This is a genomic window from Chryseobacterium sp. JK1 (assembly GCF_050632815.1).
Classification (GTDB): Bacteria; Bacteroidota; Bacteroidia; order Flavobacteriales; family Weeksellaceae; genus Chryseobacterium.
In genome coordinates, this window is sequence record NZ_JBODRU010000004.1 from 190,452 (window position 1) to 213,911 (window position 23,460).

The window sequence follows — 23,460 nt, forward strand, 5'->3', positions numbered from 1 at the left end:
CATTTCTGGAGGCTTATTTTTTTGAAGAACAATTAATACTTTCTGTCTACATAAAAAAACTCGTCAGAAATATTTTTCTGACGAGTTTTTTTATTCAATATTAAAGATGACTTGTTCCGTCTGTTCCTTTAATTCTTCTAAATTAGTATTGTTGTAGATAATGCAGTCAGCCATCTTGATTTTATCTTTCTCAGACATTTGCTTTTCCATTACAGATTCTACTTCCCGGTAGGTTTTATGATCCCGGTCCATCACCCTTTTGATTCTGATATTGTCCTCAGCGGTTACCAAAAGAGACTTGTAACATTGCCTGTTCAGCTTTAGCTCAAACAATAATGCCGTTTCTTTGAAAACCAGATATTTGGTTTGTTTCTTTACCCAGTTTTCAAAATCGATCCGTACTGCAGGATGGATAATTTCATTTAATTGGTGAAGCAGTTCCTTATCATTAAAGACTTTTCCTCCAACAAACTTTCTGTCATAAAGCCCATCCTTATCATAAGATTCCTCACCAAGAAGTTCTTTGATCTTTTTCCTAAGCTCCTCACTCTCGTTTACAATAGCTTTTGCCCTGTCATCAGAATAATAAACCGGAAAACCGAATTCTTCAATATAATGGGCTACTGTAGTTTTTCCTGAACCAATTCCACCTGTTAACCCTATGATCTTGGGTGCTGGTTCCGGATCTGCCTGTGGCGTTTCTGAATGTAATTCTTCCATACGTAATAATTAATATCCAAAAACATCATTGAAGCTGAAAGTCTCATCCAGCCTTACTCCTTTTTCCGTCATTTTAAGACTTGCCAGCTCATGGTGAGCATCATGTTCAAAGAATAATAAATATTCATTATCCACACATTGTTTTAGGAACTTTCCTTTCTCTTCCATAGTTAAAAGAGGTCTTGTATCATATCCCATCACATACACCGGGTTAATATGTCCTGCCGTAGGAATAAGGTCTGCAGCAAAAACTACCGTTTTTTCCTGGTACTGGATGACAGGAAGCATCTGTTTTTCGGTATGCCCGTCTACAAAGATGACATCCATTTTCAAATCTGGCGCAAAACCGTAGTTTCCGGTAGTAGGAAGGGGCAGAAAATTCAATTGTCCGCTTTCCTGCATAGGCATAATATTTTCTTTAAGGAAACTTGCTTTCTCTCTCGGATTAGGTTCAGTTGCCCACTGCCAATGATTTTCATTGGTCCAGAAATGAGCATTTTTAAAAGCAGGTCGGTATCCGGTTCTGTCATCATTCCATTCAATAGCACCACCACAGTGGTCAAAGTGAAGATGCGTAAGGAATACATCTGTAATATCTTCCTTTACAAAACCATATTTCTTTAAATTTTTGTCTAAATTATCATCTCCCCAAAGAGAATAGTGACCGAAAAATTTATCATCCTGCTTATTACCAAGACCGCAGTCTACCAGAATCAGTTTTTTTCCGTCTTCAATAAGCAGAGAACGGGTTCCCAGCTCGATCAGGTTTTTTTCGTCTGCAGGGTTTGTTTTTTCCCACAGACTCTTTGGGACGACTCCGAACATAGCACCGCCGTCCAGTTTAAATTTTCCACATTGTATTGGATATAGCTTCATATATATATTTTGATTATTTCTTTATTAATTTCATTTTGTCGGCAATTTTCTGGGCATTATTATCATCAGACTGTTCAAGTTGAGTGATGATATTATTAAAATCGGCCTCTTTTCTGTTCTGAGATAGTTTTTGCTTAATGAATATTTCCGTAGGAATGACTTTAATCCCAAAAGCGCCTTTCATTTCTTTTTCCACAAATTCTTTTCCCATTTCCTTCACCATCATCGGGCATTGTTGAAAGGCTTCATATTTTGCAGTTAATTTATCTAAATGAGCATACAGTTCGTAATGATTCATTATTTCAACTTTTCCATGGATCTGTACCGCTTCATAGTTCCATGTCGAAACATTGATGTGATCATACCAGCTGCTTGAAATATAAGTATGAGCCCCTAAAAAATCACAAAGAACTTCATCTCCGTTTTTTAACGTTTTTGCCTGCGGGTTAGCTCTCGAAATGTGAGTCTCAATATAAATATTTTCCGGATCACTTTCGTTCAGCAGCATCATAGAGTGGGTGGCCCGGATTTTATCAACAGAGGAAATCAATAAGGCAAAGGAATTTTCTCTGATGATTCCTCTCATCACTTCTACATCTTCGCTTCTGTATAATTTAGGAATAAACATACCTTAATAACATTTTCATTAAACACTGAATTCAAACTTTGGCTTTTAACCTTAAAAAAGTTCCCCAGGATTTCTAGGCCTTGAAATATTTAAATGCTGATAAGCTTTATCGGTAGCCTCTCTTCCTCTCGGAGTTCTGATAATAAAACCTTCCTGAATCAAAAAAGGCTCATATACCTCTTCCAGGGTTTCAGGGTTCTCTCCAATAGAAGTAGCGAGTGCAGAAATTCCTACAGGTTTTCCTTTGAAATTTTCAATCATCACACGCATAATTTTGTTATCCATTTCATCCAGACCAAATTCATCTACATTCAGAGAATCCAGGGCATACTTGGTAATTTTGATTTCAATTTCGCCATTTCCTTTTATTTCTGCAAAATCTCTTACTCTTCTCAGTAAAGCATTGGCTATTCTAGGAGTTCCTCGGCTTCTTCTTGCAATTTCAATAGCGGCATCTTCATAAATAACCACTCCTAATACCCTTGCACTCCTTTGAATGATCATTGATAAAAGCTCAATAGAGTAATATTCCAGCCTGCTTTGAATACCAAATCGGGCAAGCATGGGCTTGGTAAGCATACCACTTCTTGTAGTAGCCCCTACTAAGGTAAATGGATTGAGCCCAATTTGTACACTTCGTGCATTAGGACCTGTTTCCAGCATAATATCGATCTTGTAGTCCTCCATAGCAGAATACAGATATTCTTCTACTACCGGAGAAAGACGGTGGATCTCATCAATGAAAAGAACATCATTCTCTTCCAGATTGGTTAAAAGACCGGCTAAACTTCCGGGTTTGTCCAGCACAGGACCGGAAGTGATTTTACAGTTTACCCCAAGTTCGTTGGCAATAATATTGGCTAAAGTGGTTTTCCCAAGACCCGGAGGGCCATGTAATAGAACATGATCAAGCGCGCCACCACGCCTTTTGGCAGCTGTCACAAAAACCTCAAGATTTTCCAGCGTTTTTCTTTGTCCCGCAAAATCTTTAAAGCTCTGGGGACGAATTTGCTCTTCCTGCATTAGCTCCTCTCGTGAGTAGTTTTCTTTATCTGGATGTAAAAAATCTGGCATTAATTCATTTCATTTACCTCAAAGATAACAAATTTAGACTAAGGTTGAAGGGATGATTAAGAAAAGGTGAAGATTAGGATGATGGTTTATGTTCATGAGAAAATTGAAGCGGTCTAAGATTTAATAATTGGGATATTTTAAGTATTTTTGAGAGGAAAAATTATGAATAAAAATTAATGAAATCTTGATTGTTTAGCAGATAAGTACTGATTGATACAATTATTGTCTGTCTTCTAAACTTTAGCATTAACTTTAAACTAATGAAATTAATAGGACCATTTAAGCAGGTGGTAACGCTTGCTGATTTACCACTAAGAGGTAAAATAGCCGATGAACAATTGGAAATTATTGTTGATGGAGGAATTGTTGTAGATCAGAACACCATTCAGAAAATCGGAAATTTTGAAACATTAAAATCAGAAAACCCCACAATAGAAATCGAGAATATAGAAGGTGAGCAGATTGTTCTTCCTGCTTTTGTAGACTCTCACACTCACATCTGTTTCGGAGGAAACCGTGCCAACGATTTTGCCATGCGTAATGCAGGAAAAACATATCTGGAGATTGCTGAAAGTGGAGGAGGAATCTGGAGCTCTGTACAACATACAAGAAGTGCTTCAGAAGAAGAGCTCTTGAAAACCCTTTTAGAAAGAATTAATTTCCTTGTTGATTTGGGAATTACAACCATTGAAGTAAAAAGCGGTTACGGCTTAGATGTGGAAAACGAACTGAAAATGCTGCGTATCATAAAAAAAGCACAGGATTCTACAAAAGCCACACTTGTACCTACCTGTCTTTCCGCTCATTTGAAACCAAGAGATTTTGAAGGAAGTAATTCTGAATATCTGGACTATATTCTTACTGAAATTTTACCGAGAGTAAAAGAAGAAGATTTAGCAAAACGTGTAGATATCTTCATTGAAAAATCTGCGTTCCAGCCAGAAGAGAGTAAAGCATTTTTGCTTAAAACTAAAGAATTAGGTTTTGAAATTACCGTTCATGCCGATCAGTTTACTCCGGGAAGCTCAAGAATAGCCGTAGAAGTAGGAGCGAAATCTGCGGACCATTTAGAAGCAACTATAGATGAAGATATTGAGTTTTTAGCGCAGTCCGATACCGTGGCAACAGCTCTTCCGGGTGCAAGTTTAGGACTGGGAGACAAATTTACTCCGGCAAGAAAGTTATTAGATGCAGGAGCTATCGTAGCCATTGCCAGTGATTGGAATCCAGGTTCTGCTCCTATGGGGAATTTAATTACACAAGCTTCTATTTTGGCAACTTTCCAAAAGTTGACTACAGCTGAAGTTCTGGCAGGAATGACTTTCCGTGCAGCTTATGCCCTTAATCTTGAAGATAGAGGACAGCTGGAAACAGGAAAAAAAGCAGATTTTGTTACCTTTAAAACGAATAATTTCCAGAACGTACTTTATAATCAGGGAAGCTTGAATGCAGAGCATGTTTATATTGATGGGAATAAAGAGTAATACTACACAACCATGTATGAAAGCTGAAAACAGAAGCCTACAATTCAAGTTAAGTGGAGCTTTATTAGTATTTATAGTTTTATTTTTTAGAACATTTATACCTACCATCAGAGGCAGGTTTAGAGAATAATTTAGATTATGATTTGGCAAGGCAGATTGGATGGAGAAGAGCTTCTTCATCATAGAATATTTCAAAGAGTAAAAGAAGAACGTAATTACGACAATATTTCTACAGACGATTTCGTTTTGCATGGCTTTGCTGTGGACGAAGGAGTAAGAAGGAATAAAGGCCGTTTGGGAGCTAAAGATGCTCCGGATGTGATCAGGAAAAATATGTCCAATTTTCCGGTAATCTTCCCTGACTTTTCAATGAAAGACTTTGGGAATGTTACTTGTGAAGACGGTAATCTTGAAAATACTCAGAATAACCTTGCCAAAAATGTTTCAAAAGTCCTTTTAAAAGGTGGGAAATCTCTTGTTCTTGGTGGAGGCCATGAAGTAACGTATGCTCACTATTTAGGCATTAAAACAGCCTTTCCGGAGCAGAAAATAGGAATTATCAACATCGATGCTCATTTTGATAACAGACAGCCGGAGAAAGGAATAGGACCAAGTTCAGGAACAGGGTTCTGGCAGATTGCTCAGGAAGGTCCTATCAATTCTCTGCATATAGGAATCCAGAGAAATTCCAATACATTGAAACTTTTTGATACGGCTCATCAATACGGAATGAAATATATCCTTGCCGATGAACTGTTCTTTGAAAACCTTTCCTCCATCTATCAGCGAATCGATGACCTGTTGGATACGGTAGATTTTGCCTATCTTACCATTTGTATGGATGTTTTTAATGCATCTATCGCTCCGGGGGTTTCTGCTTCGGCATATAATGGTATCTTTGCAGACGCAACCTTTATGCATTTTTACAGACACATCTTAAAAAATAAAAAACTGGTTGCACTGGACGTAGCTGAGGTAAATCCGTCTTTCGATATACAGGATAGGACGGCAAGGCTGGCAGCTTGTCTGGTGAATGAATGGCTAATGATTTAAGATAAAGTTATATTCTTCCGATAGAGAAAATCATTTTTTTATTGACCCTTAAGGAATGGAATTTGCTGATTTCATCGTGCTTTTAAAATAAAAGCACTCATAAATTCATTAGCTGAATTTAAAACAGAAATTATATTATGGAACAATTAATTGAAAGCAAGCTTATAAAAGCAGATAAAGCGTTTTCAGTGTGGAGAAAAGTGCCGTTTGAGGAAAGGCAGAAGTTAATTGCAAAAGCAGCAGAAATTTTAAAAAATAACTCTGAAAAGTTTGGGAATATCATTACCAAGGAAATGAATAAGCCCGTTTCAGAATCTATTGCTGAGGTAGAAAAGTGTGCATTAATGATGAATTATTATGCAGACGCTGAAAATATACTGAAACCAGAGAAAATTGAATCTGAATTTTCCTATTCTGAAGTTCATTACGTTCCTAAAGGAGTTATTCTGGGAGTTATGCCTTGGAATTTCCCCTTCTGGCAGGTGCTAAGATTTGCGGTTCCTGCAATTTTGGCGGGAAATACAGTTGTTTTAAAACACGCTTCAATTTGTTTCGGTAGTGGAAATGCCATTGAAGATGTACTTTTAGAAGCAGGTTTTCCTGAAGGTATTTTCCAGAATCTTGAAGTAGGACATCAGGCCGTAAAAGAAATTCTTGAACATGATGTTGTGAAAGGAGTCAGCCTTACAGGAAGCGGAAAAGCTGGTGGGGAAGTGGCTTCAATAGCAGGATTGAATATCAAAAAATCTTTACTTGAATTAGGAGGAAGCGATGCTTTTATCATTTTTGATGACGCAGATCTGGATTCAGCAGCAAAAGCCGGAGTGAAGTCAAGACTTCAAAACTGTGGTCAGACGTGTACGGCAGCCAAAAGATTTATCATTGACGAGAAAATTGAAGATGAGTTTTTACCAAAATTCATTGAAGAATATAAAAAATATGAAATTGGAGATCCTTTAAATAAGGAAACCAAGTTGTCAGGAATGGCAAGACCAGACCTTGCGGATGAACTGGAAGCACAGTTCAACAGAGCATTGGAAAACGGAGCAGAAATCATTATTCCTTTGGAAAGAATTTCTGAGAACCAATTCAAACCTGGTTTAATTAGAGTGAAAGAAGGTAATCCAATTTTAAAAGAAGAACTTTTCGGACCTCTTGGAATGATCATGATTGCTAAGAACGAAGAAGAAGCTTTACAAATGGCAAACGATATTCCTTTCGGACTTTCGAACTCTGTTTGGACGAAGACTATAGAGCGACAATTGTTCTTTATTGAAAATCTTGAGTCAGGAACCGTTAATATCAACAGAATGACCAGTTCTGATCCACGTTTCCCATTTGGTGGAAGCAAGGCTTCAGGATATGGAACCGAGCTTTCTTTGCTGGCTTTAAAAGAGTTTGTAACGGCAAGAACAATTGTAGGTCACTATTAGGACAAAATACAAATCTAAAAGTGCCAAAGTATTAGAAGTATAATTCTTTTATAAAATAAAAAATCCCGGAAATAGAAATTTCCGGGATTTTTGTATGCTTTTGACAAAAACAACTTGTCTGTTAAACCGTTGTTAATCTCAACGTATTCGTCTTACCTCCTTCATAAGATGGAGTAGCGTTGATGTTGATTACGAAATCTCCTGTTTCAATATAACCATAGTTATGCGTTAGCATATTAACCTGGATAATAGTCTCATCAGTAGATTTTTTCATATCATAATAGTAAGCATGAACTCCCCAAAGTAGGTTCAGCATCGTGATTACTCTTTTGTTTCCACTGTAAACAATGATTTGAGAGTTCGGTCTGTGAGCTGCAAGCTGGAAAGCGGTATAACCGGAATGAGTAAGAGTTACAATTGCTGAAACATTGGTTGTTTTAGCAATTCTTACTGCGGCAAGACATACTCTGTTGGTGATGAATCTTTCATCGATGCAGTTGTAATCTTTTTCAATCGGCTCGTTTTTGTGTTGATAGAAGTGAGTCGTCTCAATATTCTTCACAATTTTAGCCATATTTTCCACAACCTGTACAGGATATCTTCCTACAGAAGTTTCTCCGGAAAGCATTACTGCATCCGCACCGTCCAATACAGAGTTGGCAACGTCATTTACTTCCGCTCTTGTTGGTGTTAAGCTGTTGATCATGGTTTCCATCATCTGGGTAGCAATGATAACAGGCTTTGAGAAGAATCTTGCTTTTTCTACCAGATTTTTCTGGATTGCAGGAACTTCTTCCATTGGAACTTCTACACCAAGGTCACCACGGGCAACCATTAGTCCGTCGCACTCTACAAGGATTTCCTCAATATTTTTAACTCCTTCAGGTTTTTCAATTTTCGCAATAATTGGAGTTTTGAATTTTCCGTTCGGATGTTTTGCAATTAATTCTTTCAGATCAATAATATCCTGAGCGTGACGTACGAAAGATAAAGCAATCCAGTCAACCTCCATATCAAGCATGAAATTGGCATCCTGAACATCCTTTTCTGTCAAAGCAGGAAGGGAAACATTCGTATTAGGTAGGTTAACTCCTTTTTTAGAACTTAACGGACCTCCTTGAATGGTTTTTGCTTTTACCGTATCTATCTCGTTGGTTTCAATAACCTCCAGCATAAGTTTCCCATCATCAATAAGGATTCTTTCCCCTACTTTTACATCCTGTGGAAACTGTTGGTACGTCATATACACTTTGGTAGAATCTCCTTCCATCTTTTCATTAGTGAAAGTAAGAATATCTCCAGGATTCAGGTACGAACCTTCTTTCACGACACCTACTCTTAGTTTAGGCCCCTGAAGGTCGCCCAAAATACCCACTGAATAACCATACTCGCTGTTTAGCTCTCTAATTATTTCAATATTTTTTCGAACTAAGTCGTAATCTGCATGCGAAAAATTTATTCTGAAAATATCAACACCCGCTTTCATCAGATCTAACATTACCTCCTTCGATGATGAAGCAGGCCCTAGTGTTGCGATAATTTTTGTCTTCTTTAAATACTTATTCATAATACTGGATAATTTGATAAAGTTCCTCTTCAGAACTCAGTGTGTAATCTTGAATTGGAAACACAAGATTTTCAGGGAGCAAAATTACGGAAAAATCAGGAAACTGTTCCGAACTATGCAAAATATATTCGACATCTACCTGATTATTTAATAAAAATTTAATGTTTTCTTCTTCTGTAAAGAGTTCCGTTTGAACTTTTTTTTGCTTACTTTCGGAAGATTTATTAGAAATAAAGGTAAAATAGGTCTTGGAAAACTTGTGGTAGGCTTCAAATCTTGGAAAAAAATAATCATAATATCCCCCATGAAAGACAAGATCTTTCTTTCTTGAAAAGTTGAGGTTGTTGGTCTGATTAATTTTAAAAAAAAACTCATGAGCGGGTATATCTTTTGCTAATCTTACCAATCCTATGGCAATATCTTCAAATTCTATATCATCCAGATCATAAAGTTTTTGGATTTCCAAGTATATTTTCTTTTTTGTTTAAAATATAAAATGCTCTTTGTGCAGCTTTTTCTTCAGCTTTTTTCTTGGAAGTTTCTGTTGCGTTGGCAATCTTTTCTTCTCCCAACCATACATGGCATCTAAATACGATTGATTTATTAACCTGTACTTCCTCGCAGGTTTCGTACTTTATATTTACCTTCTTCTTTTGGCTCCATTCCAGAAGGAGGCCTTTATAGCTTACAATTTTATTTTCAAGTTTGTTGATTTCGGAAGGCGTCAGCAATTTGTCCAGAATGATCTTTTTACAAGTATCATAATGGAAGTCTAAATAAACGGCACCGATTAAAGCTTCAAATAAATTTCCGGAGATATTCTCACCTAATGCGGATGAGCTGTTCTGCTTTTGCAAAAGGTTGGTAAGTTTGAGGTCTTCTCCTAATTTATTAAGGTTTTTCCTATTAACAATCTTAGATTTCATCTGCGTTAGATATCCTTCATTAGCCTGAGGATAGGTCTGAAACAAATGACAAGAAATAATTGTACCCAAAACAGAATCTCCTAAAAATTCAAGTCTTTCGTAATTGCTGTCTTGATTTTTAGAAGAATTTTTTAAAGAAAAAGCTTCACGGTAAAGAGCGATATTCTGTACCTCTGTACCCAACACTTTTCTAAGCTCGGTACTGAGAAAATACTCTCTCTCCGTTAATTGTCTTTTTCTTTTTTTGAGAAGGAATTTAGAAAAGTATTTCTGTAACTCCATTCATTGAATTTAGATTTTCTTAAATAGAACGCAAGCATTATGCCCGCCAAATCCAAAAGTATTGCTCATGGCTACTTTTACATCTTTCTTCACGGCAGTGTTAAACGTAAAGTTTAATCTGCTGTCAATATTTTCATCATCAGTAAAATGGTTGATGGTAGGAGGAACAGTACCATGAATAATAGTTCCTAATGCAGCAATAGCTTCAATAACACCGGCAGCACCCAAAAGGTGACCTGTCATTGATTTTGTAGAATTAATCTGAATATCATAAGCGTGCTCGCCTAATAATTTAGAAATTGCATTGGATTCTGCGATGTCTCCTAATGGAGTAGATGTACCATGCATGTTGATATGATCTACTTCATCAGCAGTTAAACCTGCATCTTCCAGACAACTTTTCATTACCAGATAAGCGCCAAGACCTTCAGGGTGAGGAGCCGTCATGTGATGTGCATCAGCACTTAAACCTCCTCCTAATAATTCTGCATAAATTGTAGCACCACGTTTTACCGCGTGCTCATATTCTTCAAGGATAATAGTTCCTGCACCTTCTCCTAATACAAATCCATCTCTGTCTTTGTCAAAAGGTCTTGATGCGGTTGTAGGATCATCATTTCTTGTAGAAAGTGCCATCATTGCATTAAATCCACCAACACCACTTGCTGTAACGGCCGCTTCAGAGCCTCCACATACAATAACGTCTGCTTTTCCCAGTTGGATCAGCATTTTTGAATCAATTATAGCATTTGCTGAAGAAGCACAAGCAGATACCGTTGTATAATTTGGTCCGTGGAAACCATATTCTATAGAGATATGTCCAGGAGTAATATCCGCAATCATTTTTGGAATAAAGAACGGGTTGAATCTCGGAATTTCCGTGTTTGCCCATCCTAATACTTCTGTTTCAAAAGTCTCTAAACCTCCGATTCCGGAACCCCAAATTACACCAACTCTGTTTTTATCTACATTGTCTTCTATAATTCTGGAATGTGCCACTGCTTCTCTGGCAGCAACAAGTCCCAATTGGGTATTTCGGTCCATTTTTTTAGCTTCTTTCTTATCGAAATGCTGTAACGGATCGAAATTTTTCACTTCGCAAGCGAACTTTGTTTTAAAGTTTGTGGCATCAAAAAGAGTAATCGGAGCGGCACCGCTCTCACCTTTTACAAGATTTTCCCAGTATTCTTTTGCATTATTTCCGATTGGCGTTATTGCTCCAAATCCTGTTACAACTACTCTTTTTAATTCCATAAACTTTGTTTAATTTCTTTTTTGTTGAAGAATATTATTTATTTACTACTTCCTCGATGTAAGCGATAGCGTGTCCTACAGTAGTAATTTTTTCAGCTTGGTCATCAGGGATCTGAATGTTAAATTCTTTTTCAAATTCCATGATTAACTCAACTGTATCTAGTGAATCAGCTCCTAAATCGTTAGTGAAGCTAGCTTCAGGAGTTACTTCTGTTTCTTCAACGTCAAGCTTATCAGCGATGATAGCTTTTACTCTTGATGCAATGTCTGACATAGTAAATTATTTTTTTAATTGTTAGATGGTGCAAATATATAAAATTCTTTACGATAAAACATTTTTTTAGTCTTTTTTGTGGTCAGTAGGCTTTCATTTTAGGTTGTAGAGTTTTAGTGTTTTAGTTTTCAGGTGTTTATAGATAGGAGGTTATATTGGCTTGAATTTTAAATTCGGATCAGTTGATCTTTTTTAAGGTCAGTCTATTTTAAGATAGAGCCGGATTTTATCTTAATGGGATTATTTTGCAGAGAAAAACATAACGTTTTTGATAGAATAAACTGAAAATAGAGTGAGTGAAATAATGGTGAAAATTATTGCAAACTTATTCAGTCCTCGATCTCAATAGCATCATATATATCTTCTTTTAAGATGACACTTTTGGGAAATTTGATCAATAAGCCCTTCAGACATGCTGTGAAATCTTTATTTTGAAATTTGTAAACGAGATAATCGAAACGGGAAGATATCCATTCCAGACTGTCTTCGTCCAGGTGGTTGAGTGTTTGTATTGCCTGCTGTACATCAGAAAGCAGGATTTCAACAATTAAATCTTTGTCTTGTGGAACAGTAGGATCGTTCAGATGTTTATTCTTGATCCCTTCGATAATTTTTACAATTCTTACTTCCACTTTTTAGGTTGAATAGTTTCTTCAAATATATTATTTTTTATGCTTCAATGTGAGTGAAAATTGTTAAATAATTATTGTGAAATATGAAATTATCTCAAGTTCATTAGTTCATAAACAGAATTTTTATATTGTATTATTCTCTCTTATAATTAATGTAAATGGGTGTGTTTAATTTTGAGCTTTTTAACAAAGTTTAATTGAGCTTTTCAGCAAAATGAAGACGTTGATATTATCAGAACTTTGTCCTGTAAAATTAAAACCAATACAGTATGAAAAGTATAGACAAAGCCTACATCAATGGCGAATTCACAGAGTTGAACGGAAAAGAAGTTTTTGAACTGATTAATCCTTCCAATCATCAAAAGATAGGGGAAGTGCTATTAGGAGATGAAATTGATACCCGAAAAGCAGTTGAAGCAGCTAAAAATGCTTTTACAACATTTTCAAAAACAAATATAGAGGAACGTATTGTAATTCTTAGCAACTTAAAAAAGGCTGTTGCAGAAAGAGAAGAAGACCTTATTGAAACAATGATTCTTGAATATGGCGGAACAAGACAGTTTTGTACTATGGGCTTTCAGAACATGGTAAGCGCTTTCGATAATATGATAGAAACGCTGCGTCATTTTGAATTTTCAAGAAAAGCAGGAAATACCCTTGTGCAGATGACTCCGGTTGGAGTTGTGGGGATCATTACGCCATGGAATTCCAGCAATAGCTTTATTTGTAACAAATTTGCTACCGCTGTGGCTGCAGGCTGTACGGTAGTGGTGAAACCTAGTGAAATGAGTGCATTGCAGACTCAGATCATTATAGAATGTTTCCATAATGCAGGACTTCCTAAAGGAATTTTTAATGTAGTAAACGGCTTAGGAAGTGTTGTTGGTAATGAAATTGTGAATAACCGTGATATTGCTAAAATATCTTTTACAGGATCTACCCAAACCGGGAAAATGATTGCTAAAGGAGCTGTAGATTCGATGAAAAGAGTTACCCTGGAGCTTGGTGGAAAATCGCCTAATATTATCCTTGATGACGCAGACCTGAACCAGGTAATTCCTCAGGCTGTTTTTGGAGCCTATATGAATAGTGGACAGGCTTGTATAGCTCCTACGCGTTTATTGGTTCCACAATCAAAAATAGAAGAAGTAAATGTAATTGCAAAAGCAGTTGCTCAGCAAGTGGTTGTTGGGAATCCTTCCAATGAAGCTACGAATGTGGGGCCTATGGTTTCTGAAAAACAATATGAAAGAGTACAAGCCTATATCCAAATTGGAGTAGAAGAGGGTGCTGAGTTATTGGTAGGAGGAATAGGTAAACCAGAGGGACTTGAAAACGGTAACTTTGTTAAAGCAACTATTTTTACCAATGTTAGAAATCATATGAGAATTGCACAGGAGGAAATTTTTGGTCCGGTACTTTCCATCATTCCTTATAATAGCGAAGAAGAAGCTGTTGCTATTGCTAATGATACGTCTTATGGATTAGCAGCTTATGTTTCTTCCTCAGATGAAAAACGAGCATTGAATGTCGCTTCACAAATTGAAGCAGGGAGAGTATGTGTGAACGGATTTAAGCATGATCCTTTAGCTCCGTTCGGAGGATTTAAACAATCTGGAATTGGAAGAGAATTTGGAGCTTATGGATTGGAAGAATATCTGGAGCCGAAATCAATCTTAGTATAAAAGATAATTAAAAACATTACCTTTAACAGTCAGGTCAAAGACCTGACTGTTATTAATAGATTATAAAATGTCTGAAAATTTAGATTACATCAACTATTCATGTTACTTTACAGTTTTTCGAGAAGGAGAGCAATTTGTCTCTTATAATGCCCTGTCTATGGTGATCTCTGGTGAAATGGAACTTAATGACGGAGAAAAGAGACAAATATTTCGGAGTGGAGATATTTATCTTGTAAGAAAGAATCAGTTGTTGAAATTTCTCAAAAGACCTGGAGAAGAATCCGGATTTAAATCTTTGTCCATGAGGTTTGATGATGAAATGCTAAAGCAGATGAGTCAAGATGAGAACTTTGTGATTCCGGAAAAGATCAAAATGCCGGTCTTTACAGATTTGTCACAGGTTCCTTATTTAAAATATTTCATGGAATCTCTGCTTCAATATCAGGATCTTTTGGAAAATAAATCTCCAGAATTGGCATTGTTGAAGCAAAAAGAAGCGTTGCTTCTTTTATTTAGACATGATCCATCACTGAAAAATATTCTATATGATATTTCTGATCCTTATAAGATAAATCTTGAGGAATTTATGCAAAAGAACTATCATTTTAATGTAAAACTTGACCGGTTCGCCTACCTTACAGGAAGAAGTCTGGCTTCTTTTAAAAGAGATTTTCAGAAAATATTCGGCATGGCTCCAGGAAAATGGCTGCTACACAAAAGATTACAGGAAGCCAGATATCTTTTGGAACAAGGGAAAAAAATATCAGATATCTATCTTGATCTGGGATTTGAGGATCTTTCTCATTTTTCTTTTGCTTTTAAAAAGCAGTTTGGATTATCGCCAAGTAAGCTGTTGCTATGAGAATATCTATTTTAAATACGATTAAAATAAAAAAGAGAATCTAAATTTTAGATTCTCTTTTTGTGGAGTTGGAGGGACTACTTTTTTGAATGTAATTTACTTTGGCTTTACTTTCGTATCTACTATAAAGCCTTTATTAAAGGTAGTTTAATTAAAATTGAATTTAATTTGATTAAATGATATTTAAATATTTCGGATACAATTTTAAAAATGGATATCATATTATGGCATCAGTTAGTTATTATTTAAGAAGTAAGGTCTTAGACAAAGAATGTACGATTTGGGTACGGTTTAGAGATAAAACTATTGATCTAAAAGTCCCAGTGCCTTTCTTATCATGCAAGCCAAAGGATTGGAAAGATGGAAAATGTAAGGTGGCCTCTAAAAAGGTTTCTGAAAATGATGTTGATACAATTAATGTACGTTTGTCAAAATTGGAAGCAGATATAGTTTCAAAATATAAATCAGATAATCCAGAGGTTGATATTAAAGAATGGTTGGAATCGGTTATCGAACCACAAAAGATGAAAGTTAATGAAGAAACTAAATATTCTGATGAAGTGCTTTCTTTCTTTGATGTGTATATAAATTTAAAGAAAAATGAAAATGCTTCTCTTTCTACAATTAAGAAGGCTAATGTTGTAAAGAACTTGCTAAGCAGGTATATTGAACATAAACAAGCAAAGAAAAAAACATTTGCAAATTTAAAATTTAAAGACTTAGACAATCATTTCAGAACTGATTTTGAAAGTTATTGTAAGAAAGAAATGTATAGTATCTCTACTACTTACAGAGATTTAAAGTTTCTAAAAACTATCTGTAAAGTAGCTGAATCATTTGACATTGATGTTCATAAGCACGTTATAGGTTGGAGGTTTGAAGTAGAGAAAGCTACAAAGCATATTCCTAAATCAATTTATTTAACGTTTGAGGAGCTTGAAAAAATTGAGAATGCAAAAATGCCACATGATTATCTGGATAATGCGAGAGACTGGCTTTTAATTGCTTGTTATACCGCACAGCGTGTTAGTGATTATTTGAGATTTACATCACAAATGATTGTAGAAGATACAGAAGGGCAAAAGTATATTGAATTTACGCAGAAAAAGACTAATGCTAAAATGAAAATTCCTCTATTGAAAAAGGTTTTAGAGATTTTAGCTAAGAGAGCAGGAGAATTTCCACGTTCAATATCAGAAGTTAATCTTAATCTTTATATAAAGCAAGTTTGTGAGATTGCTAAACTTAACGAAATGATATATAACGGAAAGACTGAAGTTATAAAAAGAGAGGGAGAGAAGAGTATTACACGAAAAGTTTTTGGAGAATTTCCTAAACACCAATTAGTAACCTCACATATTGGACGTAAAAGCTTTGCTTCAAATTTTTATGAAAAGATACCCACTGCTTATTTACTGAATTTTACGGGGCATACTACAGAGAAACAGCTATTAGCATATATTAATAAAACTGATGTAGAGAAAGCTAAGTCGACTGCTAAATTTTTCAGTAATTTAGGGTATTAATGTTTTTTTTCAAAAATAAAATATTTGGCACGATTTTTGATAAATAGATAAATTAGAGAGCTTAGAAATATTTTATTAAATTATTATATCAAAAAGCTTTTAGTAATTATTTTAACAAAGGAAAAGTTAAAATAACGTAAAAAACCTATAAATGTTACATTAGCATTCATAGGTTTTTTGCTTTAAAGGCAGTAATTGAATTTTTATTGTCTAGTAGGAAAGTTATGTCCTTTAATTAAAAAAACGAATATATAAAATAGTAAATAAAGAATAAGAACATAATAATAATTTGAAGATAGACTAAAAGACCTTTTAAACAAAGGGGTCTTTTTTTTATACCCAAAAATTTATTATGCATAAAATAACAGTAATAAATAAAATAATACAAAATGAACACTGTACAACTTGTAAACGTACCAAAAGAGGAATTAATTACTGAAATTGAAAAAGTAGTTATGAAAGTATTAGAAACCCTTAAAATCGGACAACAAACCGAAAAAGAAAAAGAGCTTTATACCAGAAAAGAAGTGATGGAACTCCTAGGTGTCACTTATTCTACACTTTTTAACTGGAATAAGAAAAAGATTTTAGTACCCAGAAAAATCGGGCATAAAGTGTATTATGATAGAAAAGAAGTTTTAGCGTGTAAAAATACTTAAAAACAAAAAATATCTATCAAGCGGAAATTTATAAATAAAATATAAAGAGACTTATAGAATTTAAGCTTAGTGTAATTTAAAAATAACAAAATTCGACGTGCAAACATATCCGTAATAACTATTATGGGAGGAATTGTCGTGTCCAAAATTTAATGAGTAAACATTTATATAATTAAAAATCAATTTATTATGAATTTAAGTAAAAATAAAAATATCCACATTGAAATGCTATTACTAGCAGTTGTACAAGAGTTAAAAGAACAACTTCATTATGAAATGAAAGAAGCCTTAGCAGGGAGAACATCTCATTTAGCAACTAAAATAAATGCTATTGAAGAAAGAAAATCTGAAGACCTTTTGTCAATCAAGGAAGCTGCTGGTTTATTAGGAGTGAGCAAAATAACGCTTTGGAGATTAAGAAAATCAGGAGAAATAAAAACCTACATGCTCGGATCACAAATCTATTTCAAAAAATCTGATATTTTAAAATCGCTAATTCCTGTAAGCTAACGTGTTATTGGTAATGATTTTTAGTTCAAAATTTTAATAAACAAAATATAGTAGAAACATTTAATAAACAATTTTATAATGAAAAATAATAAAAAAACTCAAGTAAAAAGTAAAGAAGCTGATAATAGAACAACGAAAACGTCTGGTAGCGAAAAATTCAAGCGGGAGTTTATACTTGCTGAAATCACATATCAACATGAATTAGAAGTAAGACTAAGAAAAGAAGCAGTTGACTTACATTTTGAAGTTGACAGCGAAGAGCAAATATGGGCTTATAAAGATTCTAAAGTGGTAGCTGATATTTATATTGAAGAAGAATGGGATAACAAAATTAATGCTTTAATAGATATTAACCCTTACTCTAAAGTCACATTTAAGAAAGTTGAAAAGAAACTCCGAGATTTTTTGTTCAATGAATGGAGCAGAGAACAATATGAAAAACTTGAAATTAGCGAGTCTTGCCTAAGTAAAGACCCTGAAAACTGGAAAGATTCTCAATAAAAAAATATTAACTCGCAATTGGAAATTCCTTTTTTTTTAGATGTGTTGGAATTTCCATTGCTTAAAATTTAAGATCATGTCAAAAAAACTATTATCTAAAAATCAAACAGCAAAAAAGCTAACTAGAAGTGAAAAACAAAGGATTACGATCGCTAATCTAGCATTAATTCCTTCTGTAATTAAAAATTATATAGATACACTCGTAAAGGTTTGCCGCCCGACTTTTACCTACAAATTAAAAGTTGAGTTTTTCTATTATATCATTACAACGATAATAAAGCGCCAAAATACCTATGAAAACAAAACACTTGAAAATATTCCTGTCGCTCTTAATGCAAAGATTCTAAAGGGGATTAAATCAGATTATAATGAATATATAGATTGGCTTATTAAGCAAGAAGTTATTTTCAAGGCCGAAAATTACGAGCCTGGACGTTCTTCAAATAAATATTGCTTTGCCAATTTTATTTTGCCAATAAATATATTACTAGGAAAAAGGTAACAGAAAAGAAAAAAATGGATAATGTTAGAGCTTTGATGAAAGGAGTTATTTTTACTCTATTTTTCAGTGGTACAAATACAAGGAACTCGGATTATAAAACTTTTAAAAAAGCTTTTCCGAATTTAATTGGATTAATAGAGGTTTTCAAGATGAAAAGTAATGCTGATTTCTCCAAGCTATTACAAAATATTGAATCAGAATGCATTATTGATTTTGTATCAAAGAAAATCGCCAATGAGTACCCAAAAATGCGATTATTTACCATTCATGACTCAATCTCTACCACAGAGAATTACGCAGAGATTTTAAAGTCTTTAATGCCTCAATATGTCTATGAATATACAGGATTAATACCTAAAATACAAGAGGAAAAATGGAAGAAACATGATTTTCAAATTGATTATAAAAAGAAAGTAGAATTGCATCCCGAATGGTATTGATAATAAACATTAATGTAACAATATCTGATTTGAATGAAAACTTCAAAAAACGCTTTTTTTATTAATTAAAATCATTTTATTAATTAGGTTTACAATAGATTTTTATTTTCTGTTAGTATGTAAAATAGTTATCAGTCCTTTATGTTGCAGAATTTGAAAGAAACGTTCTCTGGTAGAGGGGTTGTGCAGGGTGAAGATCCTTCAAAATCATTATTGGAAAGTAAATGTTTATATGAAAATTTACAGGTTTTTCCTTTGAATTTTCAAAAAAAAGTTTAATTAATCTCAAACAGAACTTAAAGAAAATGTAAAGAGTCTTATAAAATAATTTTCTTTTAAAGTATCTTAAATCTACATCATGGATGTAAGCGGTTTCTAAGGGTGATTTAGCGTGTTTTTGCTGAAAAACCACTGGTCTTACAATTAATAAAAACAGGCTTTTTGAGCCTGTTTTTATCAAAAAAATTTATTTATAGTTTATTTTGTGATTTAATTCAATTGGATTATTTTTTTGTAAAATATTATTTTGCATTTCTTTATTCTTTATAGAAATATCCATTGTATTACCTTTCGGGTCGGTAAATGTAACTGTTTTTCCCATTGCTACTTTTGAATTTACATCATATGGATCATTAAAAAATGATTTTGCAAGTATTTCATATTTTTTCCAATCAATTTTTATTGCTTTTTTGCGTGCATCAAAAATATTCCCGCCTTTTTTGACTTCTATTAAATTAAATGAATATTCATTGTTTGAATCTTGAATAGAAATAATCAGACCAGGCAAACCATTAAAAATATAAGGACCATCTCCAAAAGGCAATTCTGTAGTAAACCAAGCAATCCAGTTTCTTCCTCCATAATTGGTTTCTGCTTTTTGAGATTTATATTTTCCTATAATTTTTTGTTCTGAAGTTATTTTCCAGTCTAATATTTCCTCAATCGGAAGAAAATAATCTGTTCCCAAATAAGTTATTACTTTTTCAATCTTATTTTGAGTTAGATTCTTTTTGATATAGAATTGGTTTTCAACACCCATTTTATACCTTCCGTTTCCATTATTCAACTTTATTGAATCTGATTTTTTGTCTTGTGCCTCTCTAAAAATTGAAGTATTATTTTTTAAATCCAAAATCATATTATCGGAATAAACATCATCTGCTTTTTCTGAATTCAGTTTGTATTTTGCTTCGTAAATAAAACTAAATTTTTGAGAGAAGCAAAATGTAGAAATTCCAAGAAAAAATATTATAAATTTCATTTTTGACAAGTATTTGTTTAAATTTTCTTCTAAATTTGTTTAAAGGGAAGTGTCTTTTCATTATTTTTTAACCAAATCTTGCATCCCATAAAAATTGATGGCTTTTTGTTTTAAAGGACTTTTACTCCATTCTTCCCATTCTCCTGTGTAGGGATCATAACCACATTTTAAAGGTTTTGAGATGTCTAAACCTTGTTTGTTTTTGTGGGTTTGTTCTGTGAAAGCTCTACAATCAGTGCAGATGTAGCGGAACTCACAATCTTTACAAACTTCTATATTATCTTTGGTAAGATTCCAATATTTTTTGAAATATTTTTTGTTTAATGCTTCTTCTAAAGTTGTATCTTTTATATTCCCAAAACTTTGTGGCATTGCGGGACAATTTTTGATATTACCATTGATATCTATTGCGATTTTTTTATAGAGACACGAATTATGATTGATAGCTTCTAAAATTTTGGGGAGATTTGTGTTGAAATATTTTAAATCTACTTTGCCACAAGAATTGATTTTTAATTCATGTTTTATAAAATCTACACTGAATCTATATTTATCTTTTGGCTTAAAAGGATTTTTTTCACAATTATAAAATACCAAACTATAAATTCTTCCTGTTTCCGAATTGAGTTTTTCAATGAAATCTAAATTTACTTCTTCATGATAATGTAAAAATAATTCTATTCCGCAAAGTACGGATGTCTCAAAATATTTATCGATTTGCTTTATTTCTTCAAAACTTAGATATTTTTCACAATATATAACCAAATGTTTAATATCCAAACTTTCTATTGATTCTTTGATTTTTTCTAAAATAGAAATATTATCCAATTCAATAAAGATATTAGAAATCCTGCTGGAGTCATGAAATTCTAAAGATATGGGTGGAAAGTTCCTATCCCAGTCTTTATTTGAAATAAAACCGTATTCTTTTTCTAAAAGAAAATTCAAATACTCTTCAAATAATTGTTTGGAATCTTCATCGTACATTTCTATTATATTTTCAATAGAATTATTTTTTAATTCTTCGATAATTTCATCTAATTCCAATGGCATCAATTCTGAAGTATTTCTTTGAAGGTCAGAAATAAGAATTCTTGTTGCTCCTTTTGTTACAAAAATATTGCTGAATAAATTGAAATATCTCATATAAGTCTTGTTAAAAATTTCCCAGGTTTTTCTCGGACATAAAAATCGGTTTGGTATTTTTTAGATTTAACATAATAAACTATTTCATTCCTTGAAACTCCAATTCTTTTTGTCCTTATAACTTCCATATATTTGAAAGTCAGAGGCAAATTATTTTTTTCTTCAAATAAATTTTTCATAGATATGTTGCGATTTCTTTTTCTAACGAATAATTACAAAAAAATGAAAGTCCTAAAAACTGCCCAATCGGATTTACTTCTAAAAAAAAATATTTTTCTCCACTCTTGATAAAATCTAGAGAGCCACAGTTTAAATCTAAAGAAAGCATTAATAAATGAATTTTTTCTTCAATACTTTTTGGTAGATTATATCTAACATTTCTATTAGGTACTTCAGTATTATATTTTCTAAAATCAACTTTAGTTTGCTCATCATTTTGGGAAAATATTGCGAAAGACCAACATTTACCATCAAGATAAAATGTTCTGATTTCAAAATCTTTCTCAATTTTTTCTTGAAAAAAAGAAATGAAGAAATCATTTTTTATATGCTCATCCACAACTGCAGTATATAATACCCCGTCAGTATCTTTTGCAATTGATTGAAGCGTAGGATTTCCAGCGATTGGTTTTGTAATCGTCCTTCTCAATTTAACATTTTTTGTATTATTTGATAGATAATAGTCTGGAACATCTAAACCTGCTTTCCTTGCCTTATCTAAAACCAATAATTTATTTACATGTGTATTAGATTGTTTGTTAAGATTCTTTTTTGACTCTAAAATGTGCATCACATATTCTTCTAACCAATGCTGAGTTTCATTCATATGGATATTTACTCCCTCATTATCGTAATAAAATCGTTTAAATTTTATCCCACCTCTTCTGTACCAAACACTAGTAATTTCATCCAAAAAAAAATGATTTTTTTCACTTTCGAGAAAAATCTTAGCGTCTTTCATTTTTATCTCAAATGTTTCATCTTCATGAATAAGAATAAATTTTTTTTCAAAACGAAATAGCCATTTTATAACTTCTGTTGTCGTAATTTCTTTTTTTTTCGAAATAATTAAAATCATCTTTACTGTGTTAATTATAATTTATTTTATGATTGAGTTCAATTGGATTATTATTTTCTAATATTTGGAATATATTTCACCTTATAGAGAACACGAGTGTTCTGAGCTAAATAAAAGGAACTTAATAATACAAAAAATAAAATTTTTATAAATAATGTGAAACAAAATTTATAAAAAAAGGGCATTTGCGCCCCTTTTTTTAACCTAAATCAGTACTAGGTCCATGCCAACTTACCCGTCCTTCATACTTCCAAACGCCATTCGTATCAGAATAATAATCTGTATCTCCACCACCAACAGAATTATACACATTAGACGCTTCCATGCTAGTGCTATCTGCTCCTCCTTTGATAGATTTTAAATCTACCAGTTTTTTGTTTTCTAATGAAGAGAAATTTTTCTTCATTCCTGTTAATTTTTTCATGATAAAAAAATAGTTTTTGATTTTCCTACTCGTTAGCTTTTCGGATTCCGCTTTGATTTTGCTAAAAATAGTGATTTTTTTTATTCGAAATTATATTTCATTAAAAAAAACCATTTAACATCTATACTTTAGAGAAATACTCAAAATTCATCAGGTCTTTGGAAACATTGCTCTCTGTGTCCCGTTTTCGTTCTTTTATTTTTTGCAAGAGTTGTTTGGCTGTTTTTTGGATTCCAGACTTGAAACTCTTCAAATCTTGCTTGTTATCATAAAAATCATTTTCTACGGTGAAATTGACATCTCCTAATGAGTAATTTTCGGAATCCATCGCCGTGAGCTTGTTGTAAGTATCATAGTACGATTGTGTTCCTGCTTTTCCTGAGAGTGATGGCGAATCAAAAGGCATATTTCTGCCGTTTTCTACCCAACGCCTGAATTCTGCTTGTCGAACTTCTGCTATATCCCGTTCTATATCCTGCATAATTGCATTGTTCCTTGAATTTACCCATGTATCATAATCATTGGACTGTACGGAACGTGAATGGCTGGGCATGGTTGGTGTGTAGCTTTTACGGTCTGTCGGACTTCCATAATTATTATTGTAATAATTACCTAAACTACTTGTTTGTGGTCTGGAAATATATGGCAAGTTAGGGATTTGGG

General features: G+C 33.3%; 26 protein-coding genes. 11 read left to right on the plus strand and 15 right to left on the minus strand.

The annotated features are described in order from the left end of the window. Positions 1 to 90: 90 nt before the first annotated feature. Genes coaE through ruvB form a run of 4 tightly spaced genes read right to left on the minus strand, consistent with a single transcriptional unit; the run spans position 91 to position 3,298 of the window. Entirely contained in the window at positions 91 to 720 is a 630-nt protein-coding gene (gene coaE, locus ACQ76T_RS19720) for a dephospho-CoA kinase (protein WP_431344959.1), read from the minus strand. Positions 721 to 729: 9 nt separating this feature from the next. Next, complete coding sequence (locus tag ACQ76T_RS19725; RefSeq protein WP_431344960.1) at positions 730 to 1,596, minus strand: MBL fold metallo-hydrolase; 867 nt, start codon at positions 1,594 to 1,596, stop codon at positions 730 to 732. 13 nt (positions 1,597 to 1,609) lie between these two features. Next, on the minus strand, positions 1,610 to 2,224 hold the full coding sequence (locus tag ACQ76T_RS19730; protein WP_431344961.1) for an FMN-binding negative transcriptional regulator: 615 nt from the start codon (positions 2,222 to 2,224) through the stop codon (positions 1,610 to 1,612). A 51-nt stretch (positions 2,225 to 2,275) separates the two neighbouring features. Further along, positions 2,276 to 3,298, minus strand: a complete 1,023-nt coding sequence (gene ruvB / locus ACQ76T_RS19735; RefSeq protein WP_431344962.1) for a Holliday junction branch migration DNA helicase RuvB — start codon at positions 3,296 to 3,298, stop codon at positions 2,276 to 2,278. A 260-nt stretch (positions 3,299 to 3,558) separates the two neighbouring features. On the opposite strand from ruvB, the gene hutI reads away from it, so the two are divergent. From hutI to ACQ76T_RS19750, 3 genes are all read left to right on the plus strand, one after another. Next, the gene (gene hutI / locus ACQ76T_RS19740) at positions 3,559 to 4,782 is read left to right on the plus strand and encodes an imidazolonepropionase (protein WP_431344963.1); all 1,224 of its coding nucleotides are present in this window, start codon (positions 3,559 to 3,561) and stop codon (positions 4,780 to 4,782) included. 138 nt (positions 4,783 to 4,920) lie between these two features. Continuing rightward, positions 4,921 to 5,835 carry a formimidoylglutamase gene (hutG, locus tag ACQ76T_RS19745; RefSeq protein WP_431344964.1) on the plus strand — a complete coding sequence of 305 codons (915 nt, stop codon included), beginning with the start codon at positions 4,921 to 4,923 and terminating at the stop codon, positions 5,833 to 5,835. A 137-nt stretch (positions 5,836 to 5,972) separates the two neighbouring features. Next, positions 5,973 to 7,268, plus strand: coding sequence for an aldehyde dehydrogenase family protein (locus ACQ76T_RS19750; protein ID WP_431344965.1), 1,296 nt, complete (start codon positions 5,973 to 5,975; stop codon positions 7,266 to 7,268). A 121-nt stretch (positions 7,269 to 7,389) separates the two neighbouring features. Here ACQ76T_RS19750 and pyk read toward each other — a convergent pair whose 3' ends face one another. The 6 genes from pyk to ACQ76T_RS19780 all read right to left on the minus strand — a co-directional run bounded on the left by pyk (position 7,390) and on the right by ACQ76T_RS19780 (position 12,203). Further along, positions 7,390 to 8,835: a pyruvate kinase gene (gene pyk, locus ACQ76T_RS19755; RefSeq protein ID WP_431344966.1), complete on the minus strand. Its 1,446-nt coding sequence runs from the start codon at positions 8,833 to 8,835 to the stop codon at positions 7,390 to 7,392. Continuing rightward, positions 8,828 to 9,301, minus strand: coding sequence for an IPExxxVDY family protein (locus ACQ76T_RS19760; RefSeq protein ID WP_431344967.1), 474 nt, complete (start codon positions 9,299 to 9,301; stop codon positions 8,828 to 8,830). Before ACQ76T_RS19760 ends, pyk begins: the two co-directional genes overlap by 8 nt. Further along, positions 9,279 to 10,043 (minus strand): ribonuclease III, encoded by a 765-nt coding sequence (gene rnc, locus ACQ76T_RS19765; RefSeq protein WP_431344968.1) that lies wholly within the window; start codon positions 10,041 to 10,043, stop codon positions 9,279 to 9,281. The genes ACQ76T_RS19760 and rnc overlap by 23 nt, the downstream gene beginning before the upstream one ends. A 9-nt stretch (positions 10,044 to 10,052) precedes the next feature. Further along, positions 10,053 to 11,297 carry a beta-ketoacyl-ACP synthase II gene (gene fabF, locus ACQ76T_RS19770; RefSeq protein WP_431344969.1) on the minus strand — a complete coding sequence of 415 codons (1,245 nt, stop codon included), beginning with the start codon at positions 11,295 to 11,297 and terminating at the stop codon, positions 10,053 to 10,055. A 34-nt stretch (positions 11,298 to 11,331) separates the two neighbouring features. Continuing rightward, positions 11,332 to 11,571 carry an acyl carrier protein gene (locus ACQ76T_RS19775; protein ID WP_002976354.1) on the minus strand — a complete coding sequence of 80 codons (240 nt, stop codon included), beginning with the start codon at positions 11,569 to 11,571 and terminating at the stop codon, positions 11,332 to 11,334. A 329-nt stretch (positions 11,572 to 11,900) separates the two neighbouring features. Then, the gene (locus ACQ76T_RS19780) at positions 11,901 to 12,203 is read right to left on the minus strand and encodes a hypothetical protein (RefSeq protein WP_431344970.1); all 303 of its coding nucleotides are present in this window, start codon (positions 12,201 to 12,203) and stop codon (positions 11,901 to 11,903) included. 269 nt (positions 12,204 to 12,472) lie between these two features. Between ACQ76T_RS19780 and ACQ76T_RS19785 the strand changes: the two genes are divergently transcribed. The 8 genes from ACQ76T_RS19785 (at position 12,473) to ACQ76T_RS19820 (ending at position 18,888) form a co-directional block, all read left to right on the plus strand. Then, a complete protein-coding gene (locus ACQ76T_RS19785; RefSeq protein ID WP_431344971.1) occupies positions 12,473 to 13,888 on the plus strand; it encodes an aldehyde dehydrogenase family protein in 1,416 nt (471 codons plus the stop codon). A gap of 67 nt (positions 13,889 to 13,955) precedes the next feature. Next, entirely contained in the window at positions 13,956 to 14,750 is a 795-nt protein-coding gene (locus ACQ76T_RS19790; protein WP_431344972.1) for a helix-turn-helix domain-containing protein, read from the plus strand. Positions 14,751 to 14,974: 224 nt separating this feature from the next. Beyond that, positions 14,975 to 16,276 carry a phage integrase SAM-like domain-containing protein gene (locus tag ACQ76T_RS19795; protein ID WP_431344973.1) on the plus strand — a complete coding sequence of 434 codons (1,302 nt, stop codon included), beginning with the start codon at positions 14,975 to 14,977 and terminating at the stop codon, positions 16,274 to 16,276. Positions 16,277 to 16,665: 389 nt separating this feature from the next. Continuing rightward, positions 16,666 to 16,935, plus strand: coding sequence for a helix-turn-helix transcriptional regulator (locus ACQ76T_RS19800; protein ID WP_431344974.1), 270 nt, complete (start codon positions 16,666 to 16,668; stop codon positions 16,933 to 16,935). Between the two features lie 189 nt (positions 16,936 to 17,124). Then, complete coding sequence (locus tag ACQ76T_RS19805) at positions 17,125 to 17,445, plus strand: helix-turn-helix domain-containing protein (protein WP_431344975.1); 321 nt, start codon at positions 17,125 to 17,127, stop codon at positions 17,443 to 17,445. A gap of 78 nt (positions 17,446 to 17,523) precedes the next feature. Next, a complete protein-coding gene (locus tag ACQ76T_RS19810; RefSeq protein WP_431344976.1) occupies positions 17,524 to 17,946 on the plus strand; it encodes a hypothetical protein in 423 nt (140 codons plus the stop codon). 76 nt (positions 17,947 to 18,022) lie between these two features. Beyond that, the gene (locus ACQ76T_RS19815; RefSeq protein ID WP_431344977.1) at positions 18,023 to 18,448 is read left to right on the plus strand and encodes a hypothetical protein; all 426 of its coding nucleotides are present in this window, start codon (positions 18,023 to 18,025) and stop codon (positions 18,446 to 18,448) included. Between the two features lie 14 nt (positions 18,449 to 18,462). Further along, positions 18,463 to 18,888 (plus strand): hypothetical protein, encoded by a 426-nt coding sequence (locus tag ACQ76T_RS19820; RefSeq protein WP_431344978.1) that lies wholly within the window; start codon positions 18,463 to 18,465, stop codon positions 18,886 to 18,888. A gap of 466 nt (positions 18,889 to 19,354) precedes the next feature. Here ACQ76T_RS19820 and ACQ76T_RS19825 read toward each other — a convergent pair whose 3' ends face one another. The 5 genes from ACQ76T_RS19825 to ACQ76T_RS19845 all read right to left on the minus strand — a co-directional run bounded on the left by ACQ76T_RS19825 (position 19,355) and on the right by ACQ76T_RS19845 (position 23,446). Next, the gene (locus ACQ76T_RS19825) at positions 19,355 to 20,149 is read right to left on the minus strand and encodes a GLPGLI family protein (protein ID WP_431344979.1); all 795 of its coding nucleotides are present in this window, start codon (positions 20,147 to 20,149) and stop codon (positions 19,355 to 19,357) included. 60 nt (positions 20,150 to 20,209) lie between these two features. Next, positions 20,210 to 21,295, minus strand: coding sequence for a grasp-with-spasm system SPASM domain peptide maturase (gene gwsS, locus ACQ76T_RS19830; protein WP_431344980.1), 1,086 nt, complete (start codon positions 21,293 to 21,295; stop codon positions 20,210 to 20,212). A 175-nt stretch (positions 21,296 to 21,470) separates the two neighbouring features. Then, positions 21,471 to 22,373, minus strand: a complete 903-nt coding sequence (gwsG, locus tag ACQ76T_RS19835) for a grasp-with-spasm system ATP-grasp peptide maturase (RefSeq protein WP_431344981.1) — start codon at positions 22,371 to 22,373, stop codon at positions 21,471 to 21,473. A 199-nt stretch (positions 22,374 to 22,572) separates the two neighbouring features. Then, a complete protein-coding gene (locus tag ACQ76T_RS19840) occupies positions 22,573 to 22,797 on the minus strand; it encodes a hypothetical protein (RefSeq protein WP_232722968.1) in 225 nt (74 codons plus the stop codon). 121 nt (positions 22,798 to 22,918) lie between these two features. Further along, positions 22,919 to 23,446 carry a hypothetical protein gene (locus ACQ76T_RS19845; protein ID WP_431344982.1) on the minus strand — a complete coding sequence of 176 codons (528 nt, stop codon included), beginning with the start codon at positions 23,444 to 23,446 and terminating at the stop codon, positions 22,919 to 22,921. Positions 23,447 to 23,460: the final 14 nt, after the last annotated feature.